The sequence below is a fragment of the Rhodococcus sp. NPDC047139 genome, assembly GCF_040643435.1.
Classification (GTDB): domain Bacteria; phylum Actinomycetota; class Actinomycetes; order Mycobacteriales; family Mycobacteriaceae; genus Rhodococcus.
Genome location: NZ_JBEYUH010000006.1, coordinates 288,747 through 313,175, shown reverse-complemented (window position 1 = coordinate 313,175; position 24,429 = coordinate 288,747). Strand labels below are relative to the sequence as shown.

The window sequence follows — 24,429 nt, the reverse complement described above, 5'->3', positions numbered from 1 at the left end:
CGATCGATCAATACACGGACACACACCTTGGGAGGATTTCGTGACACGCACTGCCGAGTTTCCCGATGCCGTCATCGCGCGCGTTGCCGGCCTTCTGGACGAGTTCCACAGCGGCGATCACCTCACCCTCTCCGAGCTGTCGACCCGCACGGGCCTGCCCCGCTCGTCCACCCACCGCTTGCTCACCCAACTCGCCGAACACGGCTGGGTGAGCAAGCGTGGCAAGGCGTACGCCCTCGGACGTACGCCGCTCGAATGGGGCGCGCTGGCGCGCAACCACGACCGCCTGCACCGCGCAGCGCATCCCGTCCTGCACGACCTGCATTCGGCGACCGGTCTCGTCGTCCACCTGGCCGTGCTCGACGGCGGCGACGTGCGTTACGTCGACAAGGTCGGTCGCGGACCTCTCGCATTACCCTCGCGCGTCGGTGGCCGGCTGCCCGCCCACCGCACCGCACTCGGCAAAGCACTTCTGGCCCACACTCGGCTCGATACCGCTCGCGCCGCGGCAGGATGCTTGCCCGCCGGAACCGTGCGAGTCGAGACCCTGCTGCCCCGCAACGAGATCGCGCATATTCGCGAGCGGCACATCGCGCACGAGCGCGAGGAGTCGACGCCGGGTGTCGCGTGCGTGGCGGCACCCATCGGTAACGGTCGCACCTGCGCAGGTGCACTGTCCGTGACGGGGCCCGTCGAGGCCGTCGACACCGTCGGCCTGGCCACTCCGGTCCGACTCGCCGCACGGGCGGTCTGGCGCGCCCTGTCCCAGAACGACTCGCCGCAGCACGCCGACTGACCCCCCTGGTCAGCGCACCAGTGCCTGACCTCCGTCCACCGGAAGCGAGTGACCGGTGATGTAGCGGGCGGCCTCGCTGCACAGGAAGACGACGGCGGGGCCGATGTCGGTCTCGGGATCACCGAGACGCCCGAGCGGAATCGAACTCGCATAGGCGGCGGCCTCGTCCGGTTCACGTTCCGCCCACTGCTGCATGGCGACCGAATCTGCCAGCGGAAGAATGCAATTGACTCGAATGCCGTCTGCCGCCCACTCGCAGGCGGCGGTACGGGTGAGCACCCGGATCGCCTCCTTCGCCGCGGCGTATCCGCCGGTTCCCGACGGATTCCACCGGATGCCGGCCGCCGAACCGAGGTTGACGATCGAGCCGCCGCCGCGCAGATGCGGGTAGCACGCCCGCATCATCCGCCAGGTGGCGGTGGGGCCGGACTCCATGCCGCCGCGGTAGACGGCTTCGTCGAGTTCGAGCAGGGTTCCGGGCGCAGGAGACTGAGCGTTGTTCACGAGAATCGTGAGTCCGCCGAACTCGCGCACCACGTCGGCCACGGTCGCCTCCACCGCTGCACCGTCGGTGACATCGCACACGAACGGTACTGCGCGGCCACCCCGCGATTCGATCTCGACCGCGGTGGCGCCGATCGTTTCCGCGGTGCGGCCGACCACGGCCACCGAGGCCCCGGCAGCGGCAAGGGCAAGAGCGATTCCGCGTCCGATACCCTGTCCGGCACCGGTCACGAGGGCGGTACCGCCGGCGAGGGGCGTGGTGGGAACGATCGGTTCCATGCGGGAGACAGCCATGCATACTCCTGAAGACGTCGATACGGGGCGTCCATTGATCGGTTGATCAATGGATGTGGCACAATACGGTCCGAGAGCAGGCCTCGCTCAGGCCTTACGAGAGGACGACGGTGGACCCGCACGAGCGAAAACGGCAGATACTCGACAGGTCGGCGGAGATCTTCGCCCGCAAGGGAGTCACCGCCACCACCATCCGCGAGATCGCGGACGCGGTCGGGGTCTATTCCGGGGCGCTCTACCACTACTTCCCGTCCAAGGAAGCGATCGTCACCGAACTCATCCGCGAGTACATCACCGATCTCAACGGACGATGCCGCGAGGTGCTGGCGCGTTCTCTGCCGCCGATCGAACGGCTCGAGGCACTCGCTCAGATCGCGCTGGAGACCTCCGAGGACTATCACGGCGCGACGTCCATCTGGCGGCGCGAAGGTGAGTACATGCGCGAACGCGTCGTGGAGGCCGACATGGTCTCTACGGCCGATGCCATGGAAGTAGCCTGGCGCGAAACCATCCGGGACGGCATCGCGGAGGGCATCTTCCGCACCGACGTCGATCCCGAGACGTTCCGGGAATTGATCTACGACGCCGTCTGGCACGCCTCCCGCTGGTACCGGCCCGGACCGAACCGCACCCTCGCCGACCTCGCGCGAACCATCGTGTCGTTGTTCGTCGACGGATTCCGTCGACGCGACGTGTGATCCGTCCCGCCGCATCCGGCGGGACGGATCATCGGATCACTCCGCCGAACCGGCGAGGTTCTCCTCGACCTCCTTGTGCCACGACTCTAGCGCACGGGAGGTGTCGACCTCGAACTCGAAACGCTGCGTCATGTCGGGCGTGACGTCCTCGAGATCGACGTAGAACTGGCTGTACCAGCGACGCAGCTGGTAGACCGGGCCGTCCTCCTCGGTGAGGAGCGGATTCTCGATGCGGGACTTGTGCTTCCAGATCTCGATGTCCTGCTTGAACTGCTCCTCGAGACCGTCGGTGAACAGCGTCGCCATCTCGGCGGCCTGCTCCTCGGACATGCCCTCGATCTTCTTGACGATGGTGCCGAACTGCAGCACGAACGAATTGTTCGTCACCGGGTAGTGGCAGTTGATCAGCTTCGACTCGATCGTCGTGCCCTCGGACACCGTGTAGATCGTGTCCAGCATGAAGGACGGACCGTAGTAGAAGGCATCCGAGATCGTCTGTGCCTCCGGCAGATCCATCTGCACGCCGGTCTTGATGTCGTCACGCCCGTAGGAGCGCATGTGCTGGCCGGCGATGTGCCCGTCGAAGACGTTCTTGAAGTACTCGGGCATCTGGAAGTGCACGTAGAAGAAGTGCGCCATGTCGACGACGTTGTCGACGATCTCGCGGCAGTGCGAGCCCTCGACGTGGATGGACGTCCACGTCCAGTCGCTCCACTCGCCGTCCTCGTAACCCTCGATCTCGGGGATCGCGAGCTCAGGGGTGGGCTCGCTGCCCTGCGGGCAGTGCCAGACGAAGAGAACGCCGTTGCGCTCCATGGTCGTCCACGCCTTGGTGCGGCCGAGCTTCGGCGTGCGGCGCGCGTAGGGCACCTCTACGCAACGACCCTGGCCGTTCCAGCGCCAGTCGTGGAACGGGCAGGAGATGTTGTCACCCTTGATCTCGCCGCGCGCGAGGTTTCCGCCCATGTGCCGGCAGAAGGCGTCGAGCACGTGCAGCTTTCCTGCCGTGTCGGCGAAGACCACCAGGTCGGTGCCGAACACCTTGACCTGGTGCGGCTTTCCGTCACGGAAATCCTTTGCGAGGCCGATGCAGTGCCATCCGCGCGCGAAGCGGGTGGGATTGGAACCGGGATCGATATTGCGGATCTCGATCCGCTCCTGGGGGACGGTCATGGGTTTCTCCTGGGCTGACGAGGGGTGAAGGCGAACGACAGTCACCGGGCAGAGGTGACTGACTCCGTGGAAGCGAGAGGGGCGATGGTGGGGTCGACCCGGTGGCTGGGCTGGATCACACCGTCGGACACCGCCGCGTCCACCGTGCGGTCGAGTGCCTCGCAACGCATCACGTAGGCACCGGAGCCGACGGCCGCTGCGGCCGCGATCTCGTGGCACGACTGCCGGGCCTCGTCGGACCACTGGATGCTGGTATGAGCGGGGCTGTACTTCGCGACGAGCACGCGAGCGTCACAGGTGTGACAGGCGAGCGACTGCATTGTTTGCCGGTTCCCTTCCTCGGATGCGTCGAGCCTAGGAACCGCGATGTGTCCGGCGACACAGCTTTTCAGCCCAGTGGAACAAACCGGTGTCAATCGGGCACGCGACGCGGGATGCGGACCCGGAAGGTCGAACCGACGCCCTTCTCCGACTCCACCTCCACCTGTCCGTCGTGCGCCGCGACCAGCGCGGCAACGATCGACAGCCCCAGGCCGGTGCCACCGGAGGCACGGGTGCGTGACGCATCGGCGCGGTAGAAGCGTTCGAAGACGCGCTCGCGATCCTCCGGGTCGAGACCCGGCCCGGTATCGGACACCTCGAGGATGACGTCGGCATCCGAGGTACCCACCCGTACCGTGACGTCGGCCTCGGGCGGGGTGTGGGTGAGGGCGTTGGTGACGAGATTGCCGAGCACCTGACGCAGCCGCGCGTCGTCGCCGAGCACCTCGGGAGTTCCCGGGCCGTCGATCACCTCGAGTTCGATGTGCCGACCGGGTGCGACGGCCCGCGCGCCGTGCACGGCGTCGGCCGCCACTGCAAGGAGGTCCACCGGAGATCGCTCGAGTGGTCGCTGCTCGTCGAGGCGCGCGAGCACGAGCAGATCCTCGACCAGCAGACCCATGCGCCGCGCCTCGCGTTCGATGCGATCCATGAGCATGCCCGTGTCCGTGCTCGCGCCCTGCCGGTACAACTCGGCGAAGCCCCGGATGGTGGTGAGTGGGGTCCGCAATTCGTGACCGGCGTCGGCGACGAATCGACGCATCTTCTCCTCGGAGCGTCGCGCCGACTCCTCCGACGCCTCCGTCGCCGCGAACGCCGTCTCGATCTTGCCGAGCATCGCGTTGAACGTCACCGACAGCCGCCCGATCTCGGTGCGGGGATCTCGCTCGGGGACCCTTTCGCTCAAGTCTCCTTCTGCGATGGCCGCGGCGGTGCGTTCGACCTCGTCGAGCGGACGAAGGCTCCTGCGTACGACGAAGCCCCCGGCCACCGCGAGTGCGACCAGCACACCGGCACCGATTCCGGTCTGCAGCACCACGAGCCGGTTCACGGTGTCCTCGGTCTCCGCGAGACTCATGCCGACCGTGGTGATGACGCCGCCGGCACTCTCGGTGTTCAGCACGCGCCAGTCGTAGTCGCCGTCGCCGGTGGAACCGACCGTGACCGGCCCGTCGGTGGCACCCAGCGGAACGTCCGGTGCAGTGGGCGCGTCGTTGACCAACACGAGCACCTGCCCGTCCGAATTCGTGACCCGGACGTAGAACGGACTCGGAGGGCGCTGCGAACTCGGGCTGTCCGGTGGCCTGGGAAGAGGCGGCGGGGCGTCGGGGCGCGCCCACGTGCGGGCGGCGTCCTCGAGATCCCGGTCGACGCGAGCGAGCAGCGATTCCTGCAGCGCGGACGTCACGGCCACACCCGATGCGAGCAGACCGATGCCTGCCAGCACCACGAGTGCCGCCACCAGCGTCCATCGCAGCGGAAGCGCCCGCAGACGGGTCATGTGCGTGGTTCTCGCATCACGTAGCCGACGCCCCGGACGGTGTGGATCAGGGGAACCTCGCCGGTGTCGACCTTGCGGCGCAGGTACGAGACATACGATTCGACGACGCCGACCTCTCCGCCGAAGTCGTAGTTCCACACGTGGTCGAGGATGCGGGGTTTGCTCAGCACCGTCCCCGCATTGAGCATGAAATAACGCAGCAAGGTGAATTCGGTGGGCGACAACGACACCGGCTTGCCGGCCTTGAACACCTCGTGGGTGTCCTCGTCGAGTACCAGATCGGCAAAGGTGATGCGTGAGTTCCGCTCGGTCTCGGACGTCTTGCCGGCGCGGCGCAGAATCGTGCGCAGCCGGGCGATGACCTCCTCGAGGCTGAAGGGTTTGGTGACGTAGTCGTCGGCGCCGAGGGTCAGTCCTGCAACCTTGTCCTCGACGGCGTCCTTCGCGGTCAGGAACAGCACAGGCGCATCGCAGCCGTCGGCACGCAGGCGGCGCAGCATGCCCATGCCGTCCATCCCCGGCATCATCACGTCGAGGATCACCGCGTCGGGCCGGAACCGCCGGGCCTTGTCGAGACCTTCCGCGCCGTTGCTCGCGGTCTCGACCTCGAAGCCCTGGAACCTCAGGCTCACCGACAGCAGTTCGACGATGCTCGGCTCGTCGTCGACGACGAGCACGCGCGCCTCGGGAGTACGGTCGGTCACGAGTCGATTGTCGCGCGTGAGACTGATTCTCCGCTCGAGGATTCCTGGCAAGTTCCTGTGAGCCCTGATTGCCAGGAAGTTGCCAGGAAAACCCCACGGAACCTCGAGACGGCGGGTGTGTGCTGGTGGAGTGGACAACGGCTATCAGCAGACCGCGAGCAGACTGCACGCGTTCAACCGATACGAGATCAAGTACTTCGTCGACGAGATGAAGGTTCCGGAACTGCGGCGCGAGCTGGCAGCACGCATGGACTCCGACCCGCATTCTCCGCACGGGGGCTACCCCGTGACATCGCTGTACTACGACACTGCCGATCTGCGCTTCTACTGGGAGAAGATCGAGGGCCTGAAGTTCCGGCGCAAGGTGCGGATGCGCTTGTACGGCGACCCGGCCGAGTGCACCGACGGCACGCCGGTGCAGGTCGAGATCAAGCAGCGCGTCAACCGCGTCACGCAGAAACGACGCATCGCGCTGCCCTACGCCCGCGCCCGGCGCTGGCTCGACGGTCGCGAGGACATCGAATGCGATGCGTCGCAGCGGCCGTTCGTTCACGAGGTGAGCGCCCTCGTCGGCAACCTCGATCTACGACCGATCGTGACCACCGGCTATCTGCGGGAAGCCTTCGTCGGACGCGACGCCGATCTCGGCCTGCGTGTGACGATCGACCACAAGGTGCACGGCCGGGACCGCGACTTCCACTTCGCGTCGGGAGCGAAGAACCGCTTCATCATCCCGCCGAAACTGGCCATCGTCGAACTCAAGGCCAACGAGCGGGTGCCCTACTGGGCCACCGACCTCACCGCCCGCCTCGACATGTCGGTGGTGCGGGTGTCGAAGTACTGCCAATCGGTCCAAGCGTTCGGGCTCGCTCCGCGCTCACGCCTCGGCTCTCCCGAGCTGATCCTGCCCGCAGGCTCGGACACCGGCGTGCCCGACGACCTCCTACGCACCACTCCGGTCTCCACGCACTGATCTCTTCTTCGGACAAGGACTTCCATGAATCTCGATTTCCACGATCTCAGCGGCACGTTCACAGTGTTCGACATCGTTGTGTCGCTGACGTTGTCGTTCCTCCTGTCGAGCGTGATCGCGTGGGTCTACCGCTACACCCACAAGAACGTCTCCTACAGCCAGTCCTACGTGCAGACGCTCGTGCTGTGCGGCATGATCATCAGTCTCATCATGCTGGTGGTCGGCTCGAACATCGCCCGCGCGTTCGCCCTCGTCGGCGCTCTGTCGGTAATCCGATTCCGTAACGCCATCAAGGAAACTCGTGACGTCGGGTTCATCTTCCTGGTTATGGCCATCGGTATGACCACCGGCACACGTTTCTATGTCCTCGCCGTCGCCGCCACCATTGCGATCTGCCTGGTGCTGTTGATCATGAACAAGTTCGACTGGTTCAAGCACGACGTGCGTCGCCAGGTGGTCAAAGTCCAGGTGCCACCGGAGCCCGAGTACATCGCAAGGGTGGAGGACGTACTCATCGAGCACTGCACCGAATTCGAGCTCGTCTCCACCGAATCCGCTCGCTCCGGCGCCCTGACCGAGCTGTACTACACCGCGCAGATGAAGAAGGGGGTTCAGGCGAGCACGCTGATCACCGCCCTGAACGCCGTCAATACGGGCCAGCGCGTCACCGTCCTGACCGGATACGACCAGACCGATCTGTGATGAGCACACCGACCCCGCCCCGGAGCCGGCTGCGGCACCGGATACCGAAATCGTTGCGGCAGCATTGGAAACTGCCTGTCGCACTGATCGCATTCGTCGCGGTTGTCGCGTCGGTGTTCGGAGCGACGAGGGTTCGCCCCTACATCACCGGCGACGCGACGATCATCGCCTCGGTGATCACGCAGAACATCACGGGCACAGTCGATCTGTTCGACGCCTCCGTCACCCACGAGTTGTCGATCGAGATCGGCGATGCGGAATACGACGACATGATCTCCACCTTTCAGAAGGAAGGCGACAAGAAGTGGGTCACCGCCTCCGTCGTCATCGACGGCACGCGGATCGACGATGCCGCGGTGCGGTTGAAGGGCAACTCGACGCTCATGGGTGTGCGCGGAGAGGACGCGGCCGGGAACCGGCCCGAGGGCATGGTCCCGCCCGAGGGCATAGAACCGCCCGAAGGCATGGAACCGCCCGAAGGGTTCGATCCCGCCCAGGGCCCGCCCGGCATGGGAGGTATGGCGCAGGCGACGCCGGACGACCCGACCTCCCTGCCCTTGCTCATCAGCTTCGACGAGAACGTCGAGGGTCGCGCCTATCAGGGCATGACCGAACTCTCGGTCCGGCCCGGCTCCCCCGTGCTCAACGAGGCGATGGCACTGTCGCTCACCGCCGAGACCGGCCAGCCCACCCAGCGCTACGCGTACACGGTGTACTCCGTGAACGACAGCGCAACGACCACCCGGCTCGTACTCGAACACCCCGATGGCACCTATGCCGACAGCCTGTTCGATTCCGATGGATATCTCTACAAGGCGGATGCGTCGTCGCGGTTCGAGTACGTCGGCGACGACCAATCGGACTACTCCGAGCAGTTCGAGCAGATCAATGCCGCCGACTCGGGCACGCTGCAGCCGATCATCGATTTCCTGAAGTGGCTGGATTCCGCCGACGACACCGAGTTCGACGCGCACCTGGCCGACCGGGTGGACGTCGACTCCTTCGCCCGCTACGTCGCCACACAGAATCTGCTCGTCAACAGCGACGACATGGCCGGACCCGGCCAGAACTACTACCTCTGGTACGACCTCGAGACCGAGAAGCTGTCTGTGGTGTCGTGGGATCTGAACCTGGCGATGCAGGGCGATACGAGCGCCGGCCCGCACGACACGATATCGATGATGGGTCCGGGTGGCGGCGGTGCGGGCGGCGCTGGGGGCGGAATGCGCCCGGGCGGCGGAGGACTGCCTCCGGGCATGCAGGCCGGGGAGCGACCCGAAGGCATGCCCGAGCGTATGCCCGGAGGCGACACCGCAGGTGAGGCGCCGCGAGGCGGCAACAGCTTGAAGACCCGCTTCCTGGACTCCGACGCCTTCACGTCGCTGTACGAAGAGGCGTACCGCGACCTGTCCGAGCAGATCTACGGCAGCGGACTGGCCCTCGACGTGCTCACCGAGGTGGCCGCGTCCGTCCCGACCTCCGACACTCTCACGGCGGAAACGTTGCAGGCCGCTGTCGACTCGATGCGCTCGTGGATTCAGGCACGCACCGAGGCTCAGCGTCAGTGGCTAATGTCGGGCCATGACTTCTGAGGAGATCCTGCTCGTCGAACAACGCGACGCGGTCCGCATTCTCACGTTCAACCGACCGAATGCGAGGAATGCGTTGAGCTCGGCGCTCATCGAGACACTGCGCGCCGAACTCCGGGCGGCCGACGCCGACGACGCGACGAGCGTTGTCGTGCTCACCGGCACCGACCCGGCCTTCTGCGCCGGACTGGACCTGCAAGAGCTCGGGCAGAACGGCGGGAACCTGTCGCTGATCGGCGACGGAGACATCCCCGTCGGGCACCCGTGGACACCGCTGTCCAAGCCCGTGATCGGCGCCGTCAACGGTGCGGCGATCACCGGCGGTCTCGAGATGGCCCTGGCCTGCGATTTCCTCGTCGCCTCCGAGCGCGCTCGATTCGCCGACACCCATGCCCGCGTCGGCGTTCTGCCGGGCTGGGGACTCACGCAGCGCCTGCCTGCGGTCGTGGGTCCGGGTTTCGCGCGCCGCATGAGCCTGACGGGCAACTTCGTCGGCGCCGAGGAGGCACTGCGCGTGGGCCTGGTGACGCAGGTCGTCGCACACGACGACCTCCTCGATACTGCGGTGGAGATCGCGCGGACGATCGCCGGCAACGATCAGCCGGGAGTACGCGCGCTGCTCGGCTCGTACCGCCGCGCGGAGGAGCATGTCGCCGAACCTGCCCTGCGTGTCGAACAACAGACATCGGAAGCGTGGATGCGCGAGTTCTCCCCGGCGCGTGTGGCCGAGCGGCGCGCCGAGGTGATCGAACGAGGAAAAGCCCAAAACGCCCATAGGTGACTATATTTCGGTCAATTCGGACTTCAAGATCACAAATGAATCACAGACGCTCGCGTCGGCTAACAAGATCACGGGGTAATTGAGACGTTTGGGGTGGGAGTGAACGAGTGCGTGTCCCCGGACTCGTTCACTCCCTTCCACGTGAAAGAACGACAACGGAGGCACAACATGCTGCTCGGATCCCTCGGTCTCACCCTCGTCGGCCTGCTCGCCGGTCTCGGCATCATTCTCTGACAGCCACACAGGCCGACGTCGCGCCCGCACCCCCCTTGCGTGCGGGCGCGACTCGTCCTCAATCGGCCGAGTCCCGAGGGTGCACCTCAGGGGTCCGGAAAACCGGTTCTTCCCTACGTTTCTCGGACATCCTCTTCTCGAATTCCTCCTTCTCCCGGTCGATCGTCTCCGGATCGACTTCCTCGCCCGACGGCACGGGTCCGGGATCGGTACCGGGTGCGCCCTGACCGGGATCGGCCGCGTCGATCTCGTTCGAGCCGGTGTTCTTGACGGGGAGAAACGGTTCCATACTGGCCATGGAAACGGGTTCCCTTCCGGTTCACGGACAAACACCCCGGGACCTTTGCACGCGATTCGATGCGGACCGAAGAGGATCTAACTCAGGAACAGGCGAACGATGCGGTGGCCGTCGAGTTCGCCGACGGTCAGCCGATGCCCGTCACACTCGACGGTCTCGCCGCCGCGAGGTAATTTCTGCAGGCGATACAGGACATAACCGGCGACGGTGTCGTAGGGCCCGTCGGGTAGCCGGATACCGGTGAGGCGGTAGAAGTCGTCGACGTGAAGGCGTCCGTCGATCGGTTGCACTGCCGGCGAGGTGCTCCGCCCGGAGTCCGGCGAGAGAGTCGAAGGCTCGACGAGAGGGTCGAACTCGTCACCGATCTCACCGACTATCTCTTCGACGATGTCCTCGATCGTGATGATTCCGGCAGTGCCGCCGTATTCGTCTACCACCAAAGCGATCTGGGCGTTGCCGCGGCGCATGAGCGTGAGGGTGGCCAGGGCGGGTTCGGAACCGGGTAGAGCCAGGATCGGACGGCACAGGTCGGCCACCCGGGTGGGTCCGGTCCCGGAATCGGCGAGGAGCAGATCGCGCAGGTGGACGAACCCGATCACGTGATCACTGGTGCCGGACACAACCGGAAAACGGCTGTGCGACTTGCTCAGTGCGATGGCGCGAGCCTCCGGTACCGTGCTGTCGGCGTCCAGGAAGTCCACCTCGGTGCGAGGGCGCATCACATCGGTCAGGCTCCGGGTTCCGGCGTCGAAAACCTCGGCGAGCACACTGCGTTCGTCCTTGGGAAGAGCATCGTGTTCGATCAGCATGTCACGGAGCTCGTCGTGAGTGATCTCCTCGTTCTTACGTGTCGGGTCGCCGCCGAGCAGTCGTACCAGGGCGTCGGTGGAGATCGACAACAGCCAGATCACCGGCCGCACGAGCGTGGCGAAACGATCCAGTGCCGGTGCGGTGGCCAAAGCCGTACCGGTGGCGCGCTGCAGAGCGACGCGTTTGGGTACCAGTTCACCGAGCACCAGCGACAGATACGCGATGACCAGGGTCGTACCGATCAAGGCCGTGGCGTCGGCGATGCCCTCGGACAATCCCCACCGACGCAGTGTGGGAGTCAGATCGGGGGCGAGAGTCGAGGCGCCGTATGCGGCGGAGAAGAAACCGGCCACGGTCACCCCGATCTGCACCGCAGACAGGAAACGGTTCGGATCGCGCGCGAGTGCCGCGGTGCGGCGACCGCGTCCCCCTCGCCGATCGAGCTCACGGATCTGACTTTCGCGCAGAGACACCAGCGCGATCTCGGTGGCGGCGAACACGCCCCCGACGAGCACGAAAACCAGCACCAACGCCAGATTGAGGAGCGCACCGGAGGTCATGGCGACATGTCGCGCTCAGCTCGGGGGGACAGGGATCTCGGACCGTCGGCCATATTCCGTACTCCTCGCCGGTGACTGCCTGTCTAGGAACAGCACAGCACAGCGGTCGGCGAGTTGCGAGCGGCCGGCACGAAGCAGACGGATGGGGTCGCTCTCACGCCGGTGGCCGGGCATCCATCTGTCGGATACCCGGCCACCGGTGATGAAGGGTGTCGGTCAGGCGGCGCTGTCGGCAGTGGGCATGAGCCGGGTGAGCACGTCGTTGAGGGTGATCAACCCGACCACTCGTCCGTCATCGGTGACCGTGGCCAGGTGGTTTCGGGTCTCCCGCATGGTGCGCAAGGCCTCGTACACCGGGACCTGAGCCTCCACCGTGAGGGCGGGCCTCATCAGCCGAGCCGCGGTCGCCCCCGGCTCTGCCGCGAGAGCGTCGCGCACGTGCACCACCCCGTCGACATGGCCGTTGCCCCGCACGAGCAGTCGCAGGTGCCCGGTGCGGCGGGCGGTCTCACGGATCAGCGCGGTGTCCGCCTCGGGCGGGACACTGCTCGGATGGGCATTCGGCCGGACGATGTCGCCGACCGTGAGCGCCTCGAGTTCGAGCGCGCTCGTCAGGTGCCCGTGGTACCGCTCGTCGAGGGTCCCGACGGTGGCCGAGTGCTCTACCAGGTGCCGCAGAGCGTCCGGATCCTGGCCCGCGGCGACCTGATCGACCGGGTCGACGCCGACCTTGCGGAGGCACCAGTTGGCCATGTGGTTGAGCTGGACGATCACCGGGCGTGCGACCCACATGAATGCGCGCATCGGGATTGCCAGCATGGTCGCCGATTTCTCCGGGTGCGCGATCGCCCACGACTTCGGGGCCATCTCCCCCACCACCAGGTGCAGGAAGGTCACGATGATCAGGGCGAGGACGAAACCTGCCACGTCGGCCAGCCACAGGGGTGCACCCCAGCCTTCGAAGGCGGGTGTCAACCAGTGGTGCACGGCGGGTTTGGTCACCGCACCGAGCGCGAGGGTGCACACGGTGATGCCGAGCTGGGATCCGGCGAGCAGGACCGACAGTTCGGAGGCGCTGCGCAGCGCGGCACGCGCGGCACGGCTGTTGGGCGCATCGTCTTCGAGGCGGTGCCTGCGGGCGGCGATCAGCGCGAACTCGACTGCGACGAAGAACGCGCTCGCTGCGATCAGGCCGACCGTGACCGCCAGCACGATCAAAGGGTTATCCATTGGTGTTCTCCGCTCCGCGCGAGCCGACGGTCGCGGTCGAGGTGCTCACGCGCACCATGGACGGCACATGCTTGTCCACCTCGAGCACCTCGGCGTGCAGGACACGTATGTGTGGCGCACTCTCGTGCACCAGATCGGCCGGATCCGGACCGAGAGCAATCGTGACGGTCTCGCCCACCTCCGGCAACCCGCCGTATTCGGTGATGACCAGGCCGGCGAGGGTTTCGTAGTCGCCTTCGGGTAGTTCGTGATCGAGGGTGCGGGCGACCTCGTCGAGGTGCACGTCGCCACGGATACGCCAGCCGTCGTCGTCGGGCACGATGACCTGTGCCTCGAGGGCCGGGTCGTGTTCGTCGGCGATCTCACCGACGAGTTCCTCGGCCATGTCCTCGACGGTGATCACCCCGGCGAAACCGCCGTACTCGTCGATGACCAGGGCCATCTCCTCGTTCTCCTCCGACAGGCGGGTGAGCACGTCGGGCAGGGGCAGCGTGGTCGGGACGATCACTGCCGGCCGCAGAGCCTGCTTCACGGATCCGGTGTCGGAGTCGCGGTCGAGCAGGTCGTGCAGGTGCACCACGCCGAGCAGGTCGTCGGCGCTCACACCGACGACCGGATAGCGGGTGTGCCCGGTGCTCATCTTCGCCAGCACCTGAGTGAGTGGTTCGTCCGAACGGACGTAGTCCACCCGGGCGCGCGGGATCATCGCGTGTTCGGCTGTGCGGGTGGGGAAGTCGAGGATCCGATCGAGCAGCGTGGACAGCTCCCGAGGCAACTCACCCGTATCGCGGGACTCGGCGACGATGTGTTCGAGATCGCGCGGAGTCGCCGAATGCTCCACGTCGTGTACCGGTTCGATGCGCAACATCCGCAGCAGCAGGTTCGACGAGGCATCGAACAAGGTGATCAGCCAGCCGAACACCTTCAGGTAGATCGTCGTCGACAACGCCAGCCACCGGGCCACCGGTTCCGGTCGCGCGATCGCGAGGTTCTTGGGAAACAGTTCGCCGAAGACCATCTGCACCACGGTGGAGAACGCCACCGCAAGCACGGTGCCGATCGCGATCCCGACGGCCGTGGGAATCCCGACGCCGCCGAGCAACTCTCCGAGACCGCTACCGATCAGCGGTTCGGCTACGTAGCCGACGAGCAGACCGGTCACGGTAATGCCCAGCTGGGCACCGGAAAGCATGAACGAGGTGCGGCGGGTGACCGACAGCGCGCGGCCGGCGGCATGATCGCCGGCTTCGGCGCGGGCCTTCAGACGGGAACGGTCCACGGCCATGTAGGCGAATTCCTGCGCGACGAAATAGCCGGTCAGCGCGGTGATGGCGAGGACTACGAGGATGCCGAGTGCGATACCTGCGACGGTCAGCACGGCCGGATCCGAGGTGCGGTGACAGACGGAGCGTCACACGGGGGCTGGGAGGGTCTTCGAGGTTTGCGCTTCGCGCGTCTCATGGCTCTCTCTGAAGTAGGAAACAACTACCCCGCCCAGGATACGGCCCTCCGAACCCGCATGGATGTTGTTCCTGGTCACATGGACGGGTACCCTTTCGATCCTCACGATCTCACCCGGAGGCGAGATGACCGACGAGCACGCGGCCGGATCCCCGTACCGCAACGGCGTCGGCAGCACCGCACTGGTTGCGGGTATCGCGGCTGCGGTGTTCGCCTTCGTGCCCTTCATCGGAGATTTCGTCACCGTTCCCGCCGGTCTGATCGCCGTGGTGTGCGGATGGATCGGCCTGAATCGGGTGGACAAGGGAATCGCGTCCAACCAGCGAGATGCGGTGATCGGCGGAGGTCTGGGGTTGGCGGCGTTGTTCGTCGTCTTCCTCGTATTCGCCGCGACGTCTGCCGCGTGACGCCTCGACGCACCCTCGTCGGCAGTAGGCGGCCTATCCCGGCAACGGAACGTTCTGCAGACGCAACTGGCCGCGTGCGAGGACCTTGCCTGTCGCGGTATCGGTGATGATCACGAGCCACAACTGCTGCGTTCGTCCCTGCTGCAACGGTTCCGCGGTCACCGATGCCCGGCATCCCGTCGTCGATCGCAGAAAATCGGTCGAATTGTTGACGCCGACGGCGAACTGCCCGCGATCGAGCACCGCAGCGCTCGCACCGATGCTGCCGGCACTTTCCACGATGGTCGCGTAGAGACCGCCGTGCACGACGCCCCAGGGGGTGTGGTGGTCGGGCCCCAGATCGACGTGGCCCGTCACCTTCGTGCCGGTGGCCTCTTCGACGACGAACCCGCTCGCCTCGACGAACCGGCTCGGTGCCTTCCGGCCGTAATCTTCGATCGTCGGGTGGTTCTCGACAGTTTCGGTCACGACGACTCCCTTGCATGGTCTGGCTTGGATATCCACAGTTAGCCACTTCCGGGCCCTGACTGTCAAGGATTAAGTCAGCTACGATGTGTGCATGCAGTGGCTCGACTACAGCACCGACAACTGCTCGGTCCAGCGCACCCTCGACGTCATCGGCGAGAAATGGACGATGATCGTCCTGCGCGAGGTGTTCAACGGTGTGCGACGGTTCGAGCAGATGCGCCGCCACACCGGCATCTCCGATCCCGTGCTGTCGGCCAGACTCCGCACCCTGGTCGACGCAGGCATCCTCGACACCGTCCCCTATCGCGAGGAAGGGCGCCGCACGCGTCACGAATATCGACTCACCGAGAAGGGCCGCGACCTCTACCCGATCCTCGTGGCCCTGCTGCAGTGGGGAGACAAATACTGTGCCGATCCCGAGGGACCGTCACTTCTCATCGAACATCGCGACTGCGGCGCTCCCGTCGAAACGGTCGTGAAGTGCGCGCACGGGCACGGCCCACTACGGCCGACCGAGGCGCAGACCCGCCCTGGCCCTACGGCACAGAAACTGGCCGACGACACGAACCGATGACGCGGACGCGATGAGTTCTTCGGTCGGCGGGAGTCGGTACAGTCACCGACCACTCGAGGAGCCGACATGACCGAACTAGTCACCCACACGCTCGAAGTCCCCGGCGCGAGCCTCGTCTACGACGTCCGCTCGGCACCAGGCGATGCGCTCCCGCTGGTTATCGCAGGATCACCCATGGACGCAAGCGGTTTCACCACGCTCGCCTCCCTGTTCGACGACCGGACGGTGATCACCTACGATCCACGCGGCACGGGTCGTGGCACACGCACCGACACGTCGATCCCGTCCACTCCCGCCCTGCACGCCGACGACCTGCACCGACTGCTCGTCGAACTCGATCTCGGTCCCGTCGACGTCTTCGCCAGCAGCGGCGGCGCGGTCAACGCCCTCGAACTCGTCTCCCGGCACCCGGCACAGGTGCGCACGCTGGTCGCGCACGAACCACCGATTCTCGAACTGCTGCCCGATCGCCTTCAGGCCGAAGCGGTGCGCGACGACATCCACGAGACCTACCAGCGCAGCGGCACCGGACCGGCCATGGCCAAGTTCATCGCGCTGGTCGGCTACGAGGGCGAGCTGACGTCCGGCTATCTCGACCGTCCCGCCCCGAATCCGGCGGAGTTCGGCCTGCCCACGGAGGACGACGGAACCCGCGACGACGTGTTGCTGAGCCAGAACTGGTTGTCGTGCACGGGTTACCGGCCCGACTTCGATGCCCTCGCGAAGGCGTCCACGCACATCGTGGTCGCCGGTGGGCGCGAGTCCACGCGCCAATTGTGCGGGCGTGCTGCCGCGGCACTCGCCGACAGGCTCGGCACCAGCCCGATGCTCTTCCCCGGCGACCACGGCGGATTCATGGGCGCCGAGCAGGGCATGGCGGGCGATCCCGAGGCCTTCGCCACCGTGCTCCGCGACGTGCTCCAACCGAGCCGCGTGTAACCCGACCGATCATCCGGGACCTCACCATGACCACACCGCGATCCGGCCGCCCACCCGTGGTCGACCTCGCCACCTGGCAGGCCGAACGCGACAAGCTCCTGCTCCGGGAGAAGGCCCACACGAAAGAAGGCGACGCTATCGCCGCGGCTCGCCGCCGACTGCCGATGGTGGAGTTCGACGGCACGGTCGAGGTGGTCGGACCGGACGGCCCGGTCCCCTTCCTCGACCTCTTCCAGGGCCGCAACGAACTCGTCGTCTACAAACACATGTGGTACGACGGGGCACCCCCGCAAGGACAGTGCGAGGGGTGCACCACCACGGCCTGGCATGTCCGCGACGCCGTCTACCTCGAGGCCCGGGGCGTCTCACTCGCGTTCGTGACCACGGGTACCTGGGAGGAAGTGGCCGCGTTCGTCGAGTTCATGGGATACACACAACCCTGGTACTCGGTGCGCGACATCGACGAACCCGTGGGCGGAGCGATGGGTTATCTCACCTCCTATCTCCGGGACGGCGACCGGACCTTCCTCACCTACTCCACGACGGGTCGCGGCACCGAACGGGCCAACAGTTCCGCCGGCCTGCTCGACATGACCCCGTACGGGCGCGGCGAGAGGTGGGAGGACAAGCCCGAGGGCTGGCCGGAGGGAGACGACCCGTGCTGGTTCTGGCGCACGGACGCCGAGGGGCACGCGACATGGGGTGAGACGAGCCGCCCGGTGCCGCAGTGGACCCGGCCCGGCGCGACTCCCGTCGAGACCCTCGGACGGCAGGGCGACTGGCACTGACCCCTCAGCGACTGCACCGACGACGACGGGCGCACCTACCGCGGAAGCGAAGTGTTTCCGACGAAGGAGTTGTGCGTGGCGGAACCGTTCGGGTCGCATCGTCCCGAGTCCGAATGGAACGGCGGACTGATCACTTACCTTCCGAGGACCGCAGCCGCCACGGCACGCTCGCGACCATCACCCCGGGCTGGAACAGCAAGCGACTCTTCAACCGCAGCGCGCTCTGGTTGTGGAGCAGGTTCTCCCACCAGTGGCCCACGACGTATTCGGGGATGAAGACGGTGACCACGTCGCGCGGCGAGTTGCCCCGCACCCGCTTGACGTAGTCGAGCACCGGTCGGGTGATCTCCCGGTAGGGCGACTCGAGCACCTTCAGGGGAACGGTGATGTCGCTGGCCTCCCACTCGCGCACGAGTTGCCGGGTCTCCTCCTCGTCGACGTCGACGGTGATCGCTTCGAGGGTGTCGGGTCGCGTCGCTGCCGCATACGCGAGTGCACGCCGGGTGGGATGGTGCAGTTTGGCCACGAGCACGATCGAATATGTTCGGCTCGGCAGCAGACCATCCCAATTGGCGGGGTCGAGTTCCTCTGCGACGCGGCGGTAATGTCGGTTGACAGCCCGCATCGTCACGAAAACGGCCACCATGGCGAGGATCGCGATCCACGCTCCGGCAACGAACTTCGTGATCAGGACGATGATCAGCACGCTTCCGGTCATCGCCAGGCCGACGGCGTTGATGAGGCGTGAGCGCTGCATTCTGCGCCGGTGCCGGGCGTCCGTCTCGGTCGCCAGCAGCCGGGTCCAGTGACGCACCATGCCCGTCTGGCTCAGCGTGAACGAGACGAACACGCCGACGATGTAGAGCTGGATGAGGTGCGTGACCTCGGCGTCGAAAGCCCAGACGAACACGATCGCCCCGAGGGCGAGGAAGACGATGCCGTTGCTGAACGCGAGGCGATCGCCGCGGGTGCGGAGCTGCGTCGGCAGGTGCTTGTCGTGGGCGAGTACCGATGCGAGAACCGGGAATCCGTTGAACGCGGTGTTCGCGGCGAGCACCAGGATGAGCGCGGTCACCCCGGTGACGAGATAGAAGCCGACAGGAAAACCGGCGAAGACCGTCTCGGCGATCTGCACGACCAGCGTCTTCTGGTGGTATCCCTCGGGTGCTCCACGTAGCTGCGTCGCGGGATCTTCGGCGATGACGACACCGAGCCGTTCGGCGAGGACGATGATGCCCATCAGCAGCGTGATCGCGATCGCACCCAGCATGAGCAGGGTGGTGGCGGCGTTGCGCGATTTCGGTTTCCGGAAAGCCGGTACACCGTTGCTGATGGCCTCGACACCTGTGAGGGCGGCACACCCCGACGAGAACGCCCGGGCGAGGAGGAAGGCGAACGCCAGGCCGGCCAGATGCGACTGTTCGCCGACGAGTTCGTACTGCGACGACTCGGCGCGCAGATCGTCGCCGAGTACGAGACGCACGAATCCCCAGACGATCATCGCCCCGATGCAGACCATGAAGGCGTAGGTGGGGATGGCGAAAGCTGTTCCCGCTTCACGGAGCCCGCGCAGATTGACGGTGGTGAGAAGGACGATCGCGGTGATCGCGAACAGCACCCTGTGGTGCTCGACGAAGGGAATCGCCGAACCGATGTTCTGGGCCGCCGACGAGATCGACACGGCAACTGTCAGCACGTAATCGACGATCAGCGCGCTCCCCACCGTCAGGCCTGCCGCCGCACCGAGATTGGTCGTCGCCACCTCGTAGTCGCCGCCCCCGGATGGATAGGCGTGCACGTTCTGCCGGTAGCTCGCGACCACCACCACCAGGACGACCGCGACCGCGAGACCGATCCAGCCGGAGAAGGCATAAGCGGACAGCCCTGCCACCGACAGCACGAGGAAAATCTCCTCCGGCGCATAGGCGACGGACGACAACGCGTCGGACGCGAAGACCGGGAGGGCGATACGTTTCGGCAGCAGCGTGTAGCCGAGCGTGTCGCTGCGTAGCGGTCTTCCGAACAACACACGTTTGGTGATTCCGTCACGGCCCTTGTGCAAGGTTACGGCCACGACACCGGCTCCTGTCCCGCGCATCTCGATGCACGCAGAAGCGAAGGGTACGCTCGTGATACGACGCTCGCCATAGGCGCAGAACGACGAGAAATCACCCCTCCGTTCACCCACTCGAGCGGTTGGCAGGTGGGAGAATTGCCGGTAGCGTGGAGTCGTTGTTGCTCCTCGCAACAAAACGTGCCGCGTCTCCTCCCCTTTGTGAGCGGCACGGACGGACCCCGTCGGCCCCTCCCCTCGTACAGCCGGCGGGGTTCATTCTATTTGGCAGGCACCAGGGCCGATTCACGCCGTCCGCTGCGGTATCGGCAGCGCGGCGTCTGCGGTGGTCCCGCGCAGCGGCATCGAGGCTTGACTCCCGCCTGGTCCCGCGGTCGACTATTTCCTTCACCACGCTCACGATCCGGAGAACCTGATGACCGATTCCATCCTCGAGCTCTACGTCAACGACGGCCTGTCCGACGAGGAAATCGATCAGCAGAGACTCACCTACGGCCCCCTCACAGAGGATGTGCGGGAGCTGATCCAACTCGCCCTGCAGACCCGCGTCGATGCCGCCGACGTCGCACGAGCGCGGGAACATCTCGCCGCCGCCCGCCGGATCCTCGAACGCGACCGCGAGGACCGCCCGTACGGCACGCGGTTCAACGATTCGGGCCGCTTCCGCAACTGGGGCAACGCCGCGATAGGCCTGCGCAACGCCATCGCACCGCTCGGCGATATTCAGCAGGACGACGACGGCCGCGTGTGGGTGGACGTCCATCTCGGCCCGGTTTACGAAGGGCCGGCCGGGCACGTCCACGGCGGAGTCTCGGCGTTGCTGCTCGATCAGGTTCTCGGGGACGCCGCGCGCATCTCCGGATACCCGGGGATGACCGGCACGCTCACCATCCGCTACCGCAAGCGCACCCCGCTCGGAACTCTGCGGGTCGAGGCGAAACTCGATCGCGTCGAGGGACGCAAAGCGTTCGTCGTCGGGCACGTCGCCGACGACGAGGGCATCTGTGTGGAGGCGGAGGGCATCTTCATCGCGCCGGTATGGATGGTGGAGCAGCGCGACTCGTTCGCGGAGATACCGAGACCCGAGTAGACCGTGCCCCCGAATGCGAGGACATGGAGTCCTGCCACGGGCGCCGTTCTTTGCCGGCCGCAAGCAACGTGGCAATATCACTCTCATGAATGAGAACGACATTTCCGCCAATAGCTCGATGGTGACGACCGGCCATTACACCTTCACGGCCGACTTCGGCCTGACGTCGCTCCAGGTGAGCAAGGAACGCGCCGTCATGCGCGCCGACCTGCCCGACGAATTGCGCAACAGGGCCGGCGCGGCAGCACTCGGAGTGCTCACCACCGTGGTCGACATCGTCACGTCGACCCCAGCACTCGCCGCGTGCAGTCCGGACTGGACGGCCACGCAGGATCTCGCCATCTACGCGGCCGAGCCCCTCACCGAGGGGCCGATCGTCGTCGACGCTCGCCTGATGCGCATAGGCAAGAAGACAGTGCACGTCACCGCCGAGATCTTCGACGGCGGCGGCATCACCGACCTCGAGGAACTCGTTGCCGCCATCGACGACCGTGCACTGCGCCCCGCCGGACGCAGCCTCGTCACCTTTGCGCGGCTACCTCGTTCTGCCGCAGCCGATTCCGATTACTACAACCCGGGCGAGTGGGTGGGCACCGTCCGCGAGTACACGAAGCACCCCGTCGACAAGGACATCTACGCACGGCTGGGCATGCGCACGCTGGACTCCAGGAAGGGCATCCTCGAACTCGATCTCACCCCCTTCGTGGCCAACATGATCGGCACCATCCAGGGTGGCGCCCAGGCCCTGCTCGCCGAGCACGCAGCGCATACCGTGCGCCCCGATCTCGTGGCCACCGATATCCAGGCCCACTACCTGTCGCAGGTGAAACAGGGGCCGGCACGCTCACAGGTCACCGTCGTCCGGGAGTCCGGCGATCACGCCGTCCTCGACGTCCGCCTCGTCGACGCCGGAGCCGACGACCAGGTACTCGCACTGACCACGATCACGTTGCAGCGACCACCCTCCGACTGAGAGACGGATGTTGCGAGTGTCACCGGCGACGAACGAGCAGGCCCCGCTCGCGCGCCAGTACAGTTGATCGAGATCCGGCAGAAGCGAGAGGGGTCGTCCGTGCAGAACGCCGTCTTCTACTCGCTCGTGGCCATGTGCTCACTGTTCGCCGCCTCGACTTGGTGCCTGGCGCGACCCCACCTGTTGTCGAGCCTGGCCGCGCTGGTCGCGTCGGTGCTGTGGGTGCTGATGAACGGCCCCCTCGAAGGTCGCGTCCTGTACTCGGTGACACCGAATCACGGGTTGACCGAGGCCGACCTGCTCTCCGGGGTGGGTGTGTGCATCGCAGCCTGGGGATTCCGGACCACGCGAAACCGGCGCCGGCGGCGGCGCCCCCCGCGTCCGTCGTCCCCCCACGGTCATCCCGACAGTTCCCGCGCCATGCCCGCAGCCATCTTTCCGGCGACAGGCGACGCCGAGGCGGCCCGGGGACGCCGAAAAGCCGGATAGGCATCATTGTTTACAGCCACGAAACATTCCTAGGTCTCGTTTCAGTCTCGACCTCTGGACGGCCGACCGGGATTCCCCTAAGCTCCAATACGGCCACGGCGTAGGTGGCCGTGTCTCCCTTGAGTCCTCCCCGACACAGGAGATACAGCGCGAGGCCCCGCCGGCTCCTCCCCTCGAATCGCTGGCGGGGCCCTTCCTGTCGGTCTCCCAATCGACAGGAGCAGAGAGAATCGTAGGCAGTATCCGCGTATCTCGTCTGTCGTGCACTCGAACGAACTACCCGGATTCGTTGCCACAACGTTCATCTCTGCGGCGCTGACTCACAGCATAAGGCAATTTGCTCACATGCGTGCATTATTTCTTCCAAGATCATCAAAGACCGCGTATAATGCCCGATTTGTCATAGTTGCGCCCTGCCCGGACCATCGAAGAAACTGAATACGAGGGCCCGCCCGCGCCTGTTCGACGTGGACGGGCCCAGGCTCACATCACACGGGTTCGGGTTCCCGCCTCTCCGTCCCCTCTGCGTCGCGTCGGGAGGCTTCGAGTTCCAACCGCTGCCCGAGTACCGACTTCCGGCGCCCGTAGGCGAAATAGATCGCCACGCCGAGAGCCATCCAGGCGGCGAACCGGATCCACGTCTCGACCGACAGGTTGAGCATGAGCCAGGCACACGCGAGCACCGCGAGCACAGGGACCAGCGGTACGAGCGGTACCCGGAATCCGCGGGGCAGGTCGGGGCGCGTGCGACGAAGCACCATCACGCCTACGCATACGAGGACGAAGGCGAACAGCGTGCCGATATTGATCGCCATCTGCGCCCACGCGACGCCGTGCGCCTCGAAGGCCGTGGCCAGCGTCGCGCTGCCGTCACCGACCAGCGCGCTGCCCGTCTTCAAGTCGGTGTACTTCACCATGCCGGTGAGCACGAGCGTGACGCCGACGTAGAGGACGGTGACGATCGCAAGAGAGCCGAGAATGCCCCGGGGCAGCGCTTTCTGGGGATTCTTGGTCTCCTCTGCGGTAGTGGCGACGACATCGAAGCCGATGAAGGCGAAGAACACCAGGCTCGCCGCGGCGAGGAGCCCGTACCAGCCGTAGCTGCTACCGCCCGCACCTGTGAGTGCGGAGAACAGCGACTGGTGCACACCCGTGGCCGTACCGGCCGATTCCTCTGCCTCCGGGACGTACGGGGCGTACTTGGCCTTGTCGATGTAGAAGATGCCGACGACGATGACCAGCAGCACCACGGCCACCTTGATCGCGGTGACCACCGCGGACACTCGCGAGGAGATCTTCGTGCCGATGGCGAGGACCACGGTGAGCACGCCGACGATGAGCAGTGCACCCCAGTCGACGGAGATCGGACCGAGGTCGATCGAGGACTCTCCCCCGAACATCCCTCCCAGATACAACGACCAGCCTTTGGCGACGACCGCGGATGCCAGGGCGAATTCGAGGATCAGATCCCATCCGATGATCCATGCGACGAATTCACCGAAGGTCGCGTAGGAGAAGGTGTATGCGCTGCCGGCGACCGGCACGGCCGACGCGAACTCCGCGTAGCAGAGGGCGGCGAGTCCGCACGCGATCGCTGCGAGAACGAAGGCGAGCGACACCGAGGGGCCGGCGACGTTTCCTGCGGTGCGGGCAGTGAGAGTGAAGATACCGGCGCCGACCACGACGGCGACGCCGAACACGGTGAGATCCTTGGCGGTCAGTTCCCGCCGCAGTCGGGACGAGGGTTCGTCGGTGTCCGCGATCGATTGTTCGACGGATTTCGTCCGCCAGATGCCGACTCCGGGCATTGTGTGCTCCTCGGGGGGTGGTTGCGGCGCCCGCCGCGCCCGATCGGACGAGGGAGGGCAAAGCGCTCACGTGGTGACGCATCATGTTGCAGCAGTCCGTGTTTGCGTGAGCATTCGATGCAGCAATAATTCCACCAGCGCGTGAAGTGTCAATGTCTTTCTGTTCGGCTGAGCATTATGCTCGAGCGGT

The 24,429-nt window shown here is 66.0% G+C and carries 26 protein-coding genes; 14 read left to right on the top strand and 12 right to left on the bottom strand.

Annotated features, from left to right (window positions below):
* The first annotated feature begins 40 nt into the window (after positions 1–40).
* Positions 41–796, top strand: coding sequence for an IclR family transcriptional regulator (locus tag ABZ789_RS10605; protein WP_358423010.1), 756 nt, complete (start codon positions 41–43; stop codon positions 794–796).
* 9 nt (positions 797–805) lie between these two features.
* Here the strand turns inward: ABZ789_RS10605 and ABZ789_RS10600 are convergent, their stop codons facing one another.
* Positions 806–1,594, bottom strand: a complete 789-nt coding sequence (locus ABZ789_RS10600; RefSeq protein WP_358423007.1) for an SDR family oxidoreductase — start codon at positions 1,592–1,594, stop codon at positions 806–808.
* A 110-nt stretch (positions 1,595–1,704) separates the two neighbouring features.
* Between ABZ789_RS10600 and ABZ789_RS10595 the strand changes: the two genes are divergently transcribed.
* The gene (locus ABZ789_RS10595; protein WP_358423004.1) at positions 1,705–2,292 is read left to right on the top strand and encodes a TetR/AcrR family transcriptional regulator; all 588 of its coding nucleotides are present in this window, start codon (positions 1,705–1,707) and stop codon (positions 2,290–2,292) included.
* A 36-nt stretch (positions 2,293–2,328) separates the two neighbouring features.
* Here ABZ789_RS10595 and ABZ789_RS10590 read toward each other — a convergent pair whose 3' ends face one another.
* The 4 genes from ABZ789_RS10590 to ABZ789_RS10575 form a co-directional block, all read right to left on the bottom strand.
* Positions 2,329–3,465, bottom strand: a complete 1,137-nt coding sequence (locus tag ABZ789_RS10590; RefSeq protein ID WP_358423001.1) for a Rieske 2Fe-2S domain-containing protein — start codon at positions 3,463–3,465, stop codon at positions 2,329–2,331.
* A gap of 41 nt (positions 3,466–3,506) precedes the next feature.
* Positions 3,507–3,785, bottom strand: a complete 279-nt coding sequence (locus ABZ789_RS10585) for a hypothetical protein (protein WP_358422998.1) — start codon at positions 3,783–3,785, stop codon at positions 3,507–3,509.
* 92 nt (positions 3,786–3,877) lie between these two features.
* Positions 3,878–5,287 carry a HAMP domain-containing sensor histidine kinase gene (locus tag ABZ789_RS10580; protein WP_358422995.1) on the bottom strand — a complete coding sequence of 470 codons (1,410 nt, stop codon included), beginning with the start codon at positions 5,285–5,287 and terminating at the stop codon, positions 3,878–3,880.
* Complete coding sequence (locus tag ABZ789_RS10575) at positions 5,284–5,991, bottom strand: response regulator transcription factor (protein WP_358422992.1); 708 nt, start codon at positions 5,989–5,991, stop codon at positions 5,284–5,286. The genes ABZ789_RS10580 and ABZ789_RS10575 overlap by 4 nt, the downstream gene beginning before the upstream one ends.
* Before the next feature lie 130 nt (positions 5,992–6,121).
* Between ABZ789_RS10575 and ABZ789_RS10570 the strand changes: the two genes are divergently transcribed.
* The 5 genes from ABZ789_RS10570 (at position 6,122) to ABZ789_RS10550 (ending at position 10,270) form a co-directional block, all read left to right on the top strand.
* Positions 6,122–6,964, top strand: a complete 843-nt coding sequence (locus ABZ789_RS10570) for a polyphosphate polymerase domain-containing protein (RefSeq protein WP_358422989.1) — start codon at positions 6,122–6,124, stop codon at positions 6,962–6,964.
* A 24-nt stretch (positions 6,965–6,988) separates the two neighbouring features.
* Positions 6,989–7,666 (top strand): DUF4956 domain-containing protein, encoded by a 678-nt coding sequence (locus ABZ789_RS10565; protein ID WP_358422986.1) that lies wholly within the window; start codon positions 6,989–6,991, stop codon positions 7,664–7,666.
* Positions 7,666–9,258 carry a CotH kinase family protein gene (locus ABZ789_RS10560; RefSeq protein ID WP_358422983.1) on the top strand — a complete coding sequence of 531 codons (1,593 nt, stop codon included), beginning with the start codon at positions 7,666–7,668 and terminating at the stop codon, positions 9,256–9,258. The genes ABZ789_RS10565 and ABZ789_RS10560 overlap by 1 nt, the downstream gene beginning before the upstream one ends.
* Positions 9,248–10,036: an enoyl-CoA hydratase gene (locus ABZ789_RS10555; protein ID WP_358422980.1), complete on the top strand. Its 789-nt coding sequence runs from the start codon at positions 9,248–9,250 to the stop codon at positions 10,034–10,036. Before ABZ789_RS10560 ends, ABZ789_RS10555 begins: the two co-directional genes overlap by 11 nt.
* A gap of 111 nt (positions 10,037–10,147) precedes the next feature.
* Positions 10,148–10,270, top strand: a complete 123-nt coding sequence (locus tag ABZ789_RS10550; RefSeq protein ID WP_358422977.1) for a hypothetical protein — start codon at positions 10,148–10,150, stop codon at positions 10,268–10,270.
* A 58-nt stretch (positions 10,271–10,328) separates the two neighbouring features.
* Here the strand turns inward: ABZ789_RS10550 and ABZ789_RS10545 are convergent, their stop codons facing one another.
* The 4 genes from ABZ789_RS10545 to ABZ789_RS10530 form a co-directional block, all read right to left on the bottom strand.
* Positions 10,329–10,568, bottom strand: a complete 240-nt coding sequence (locus tag ABZ789_RS10545; protein WP_358422974.1) for a hypothetical protein — start codon at positions 10,566–10,568, stop codon at positions 10,329–10,331.
* A gap of 77 nt (positions 10,569–10,645) precedes the next feature.
* Positions 10,646–11,938, bottom strand: a complete 1,293-nt coding sequence (locus tag ABZ789_RS10540; RefSeq protein WP_358422971.1) for a hemolysin family protein — start codon at positions 11,936–11,938, stop codon at positions 10,646–10,648.
* Between the two features lie 216 nt (positions 11,939–12,154).
* Positions 12,155–13,168, bottom strand: coding sequence for a hemolysin family protein (locus ABZ789_RS10535; RefSeq protein ID WP_358422968.1), 1,014 nt, complete (start codon positions 13,166–13,168; stop codon positions 12,155–12,157).
* Positions 13,161–14,546 carry a hemolysin family protein gene (locus ABZ789_RS10530; protein ID WP_358422965.1) on the bottom strand — a complete coding sequence of 462 codons (1,386 nt, stop codon included), beginning with the start codon at positions 14,544–14,546 and terminating at the stop codon, positions 13,161–13,163. Before ABZ789_RS10530 ends, ABZ789_RS10535 begins: the two co-directional genes overlap by 8 nt.
* Before the next feature lie 208 nt (positions 14,547–14,754).
* Between ABZ789_RS10530 and ABZ789_RS10525 the strand changes: the two genes are divergently transcribed.
* On the top strand, positions 14,755–15,036 hold the full coding sequence (locus tag ABZ789_RS10525; protein ID WP_358422962.1) for a hypothetical protein: 282 nt from the start codon (positions 14,755–14,757) through the stop codon (positions 15,034–15,036).
* Between the two features lie 33 nt (positions 15,037–15,069).
* Here the strand turns inward: ABZ789_RS10525 and ABZ789_RS10520 are convergent, their stop codons facing one another.
* On the bottom strand, positions 15,070–15,504 hold the full coding sequence (locus ABZ789_RS10520; RefSeq protein WP_358422959.1) for a PaaI family thioesterase: 435 nt from the start codon (positions 15,502–15,504) through the stop codon (positions 15,070–15,072).
* Positions 15,505–15,595: 91 nt separating this feature from the next.
* Here ABZ789_RS10520 and ABZ789_RS10515 point away from each other — a divergent pair, with 91 nt between their 5' ends.
* The 3 genes from ABZ789_RS10515 to ABZ789_RS10505 all read left to right on the top strand — a co-directional run bounded on the left by ABZ789_RS10515 (position 15,596) and on the right by ABZ789_RS10505 (position 17,805).
* The gene (locus tag ABZ789_RS10515; protein WP_358422956.1) at positions 15,596–16,078 is read left to right on the top strand and encodes a helix-turn-helix domain-containing protein; all 483 of its coding nucleotides are present in this window, start codon (positions 15,596–15,598) and stop codon (positions 16,076–16,078) included.
* Between the two features lie 66 nt (positions 16,079–16,144).
* On the top strand, positions 16,145–17,017 hold the full coding sequence (locus tag ABZ789_RS10510; protein ID WP_358422953.1) for an alpha/beta hydrolase: 873 nt from the start codon (positions 16,145–16,147) through the stop codon (positions 17,015–17,017).
* Positions 17,018–17,043: 26 nt separating this feature from the next.
* Positions 17,044–17,805 carry a DUF899 family protein gene (locus tag ABZ789_RS10505; RefSeq protein ID WP_358422950.1) on the top strand — a complete coding sequence of 254 codons (762 nt, stop codon included), beginning with the start codon at positions 17,044–17,046 and terminating at the stop codon, positions 17,803–17,805.
* 130 nt (positions 17,806–17,935) lie between these two features.
* Here the strand turns inward: ABZ789_RS10505 and ABZ789_RS10500 are convergent, their stop codons facing one another.
* Complete coding sequence (locus ABZ789_RS10500; protein WP_358422947.1) at positions 17,936–19,903, bottom strand: APC family permease; 1,968 nt, start codon at positions 19,901–19,903, stop codon at positions 17,936–17,938.
* Positions 19,904–20,294: 391 nt separating this feature from the next.
* Here ABZ789_RS10500 and ABZ789_RS10495 point away from each other — a divergent pair, with 391 nt between their 5' ends.
* The 3 genes from ABZ789_RS10495 to ABZ789_RS10485 all read left to right on the top strand — a co-directional run bounded on the left by ABZ789_RS10495 (position 20,295) and on the right by ABZ789_RS10485 (position 22,431).
* Positions 20,295–20,969: a PaaI family thioesterase gene (locus ABZ789_RS10495; RefSeq protein WP_358422944.1), complete on the top strand. Its 675-nt coding sequence runs from the start codon at positions 20,295–20,297 to the stop codon at positions 20,967–20,969.
* Between the two features lie 85 nt (positions 20,970–21,054).
* The gene (locus ABZ789_RS10490) at positions 21,055–21,942 is read left to right on the top strand and encodes a PaaI family thioesterase (RefSeq protein WP_358422941.1); all 888 of its coding nucleotides are present in this window, start codon (positions 21,055–21,057) and stop codon (positions 21,940–21,942) included.
* Positions 21,943–22,041: 99 nt separating this feature from the next.
* On the top strand, positions 22,042–22,431 hold the full coding sequence (locus ABZ789_RS10485) for a hypothetical protein (protein ID WP_358422939.1): 390 nt from the start codon (positions 22,042–22,044) through the stop codon (positions 22,429–22,431).
* Between the two features lie 488 nt (positions 22,432–22,919).
* Here the strand turns inward: ABZ789_RS10485 and ABZ789_RS10480 are convergent, their stop codons facing one another.
* On the bottom strand, positions 22,920–24,239 hold the full coding sequence (locus ABZ789_RS10480) for an amino acid permease (RefSeq protein WP_358422936.1): 1,320 nt from the start codon (positions 24,237–24,239) through the stop codon (positions 22,920–22,922).
* Between the last annotated feature and the right edge of the window lie 190 nt (positions 24,240–24,429).

What these genes read in the sequence shown, in the direction of transcription:
- ABZ789_RS10545 (WP_358422974.1), bottom strand. Translation starts at nt 10,568, where the DNA reads ATGGCCAGTATGGAACCGTTTCTCCCCGTCAAGAACACCGGCTCGAAC.
- ABZ789_RS10490 (WP_358422941.1), top strand. Translation starts at nt 21,055, where the DNA reads ATGAATGAGAACGACATTTCCGCCAATAGCTCGATGGTGACGACCGGC.
- ABZ789_RS10600 (WP_358423007.1), bottom strand. Translation starts at nt 1,594, where the DNA reads ATGGCTGTCTCCCGCATGGAACCGATCGTTCCCACCACGCCCCTCGCC.
- ABZ789_RS10505 (WP_358422950.1), top strand. Translation starts at nt 17,044, where the DNA reads ATGACCACACCGCGATCCGGCCGCCCACCCGTGGTCGACCTCGCCACC.
- ABZ789_RS10495 (WP_358422944.1), top strand. Translation starts at nt 20,295, where the DNA reads ATGACCGATTCCATCCTCGAGCTCTACGTCAACGACGGCCTGTCCGAC.
- ABZ789_RS10555 (WP_358422980.1), top strand. Translation starts at nt 9,248, where the DNA reads ATGACTTCTGAGGAGATCCTGCTCGTCGAACAACGCGACGCGGTCCGC.
- ABZ789_RS10565 (WP_358422986.1), top strand. Translation starts at nt 6,989, where the DNA reads ATGAATCTCGATTTCCACGATCTCAGCGGCACGTTCACAGTGTTCGAC.
- ABZ789_RS10580 (WP_358422995.1), bottom strand. Translation starts at nt 5,287, where the DNA reads ATGACCCGTCTGCGGGCGCTTCCGCTGCGATGGACGCTGGTGGCGGCA.
- ABZ789_RS10500 (WP_358422947.1), bottom strand. Translation starts at nt 19,903, where the DNA reads ATGCGCGGGACAGGAGCCGGTGTCGTGGCCGTAACCTTGCACAAGGGC.
- ABZ789_RS10585 (WP_358422998.1), bottom strand. Translation starts at nt 3,785, where the DNA reads ATGCAGTCGCTCGCCTGTCACACCTGTGACGCTCGCGTGCTCGTCGCG.
- ABZ789_RS10540 (WP_358422971.1), bottom strand. Translation starts at nt 11,938, where the DNA reads ATGACCTCCGGTGCGCTCCTCAATCTGGCGTTGGTGCTGGTTTTCGTG.
- ABZ789_RS10525 (WP_358422962.1), top strand. Translation starts at nt 14,755, where the DNA reads ATGACCGACGAGCACGCGGCCGGATCCCCGTACCGCAACGGCGTCGGC.
- ABZ789_RS10590 (WP_358423001.1), bottom strand. Translation starts at nt 3,465, where the DNA reads ATGACCGTCCCCCAGGAGCGGATCGAGATCCGCAATATCGATCCCGGT.
- ABZ789_RS10480 (WP_358422936.1), bottom strand. Translation starts at nt 24,239, where the DNA reads ATGCCCGGAGTCGGCATCTGGCGGACGAAATCCGTCGAACAATCGATC.
- ABZ789_RS10510 (WP_358422953.1), top strand. Translation starts at nt 16,145, where the DNA reads ATGACCGAACTAGTCACCCACACGCTCGAAGTCCCCGGCGCGAGCCTC.
- ABZ789_RS10560 (WP_358422983.1), top strand. Translation starts at nt 7,666, where the DNA reads ATGAGCACACCGACCCCGCCCCGGAGCCGGCTGCGGCACCGGATACCG.
- ABZ789_RS10515 (WP_358422956.1), top strand. Translation starts at nt 15,596, where the DNA reads ATGCAGTGGCTCGACTACAGCACCGACAACTGCTCGGTCCAGCGCACC.
- ABZ789_RS10535 (WP_358422968.1), bottom strand. Translation starts at nt 13,168, where the DNA reads ATGGATAACCCTTTGATCGTGCTGGCGGTCACGGTCGGCCTGATCGCA.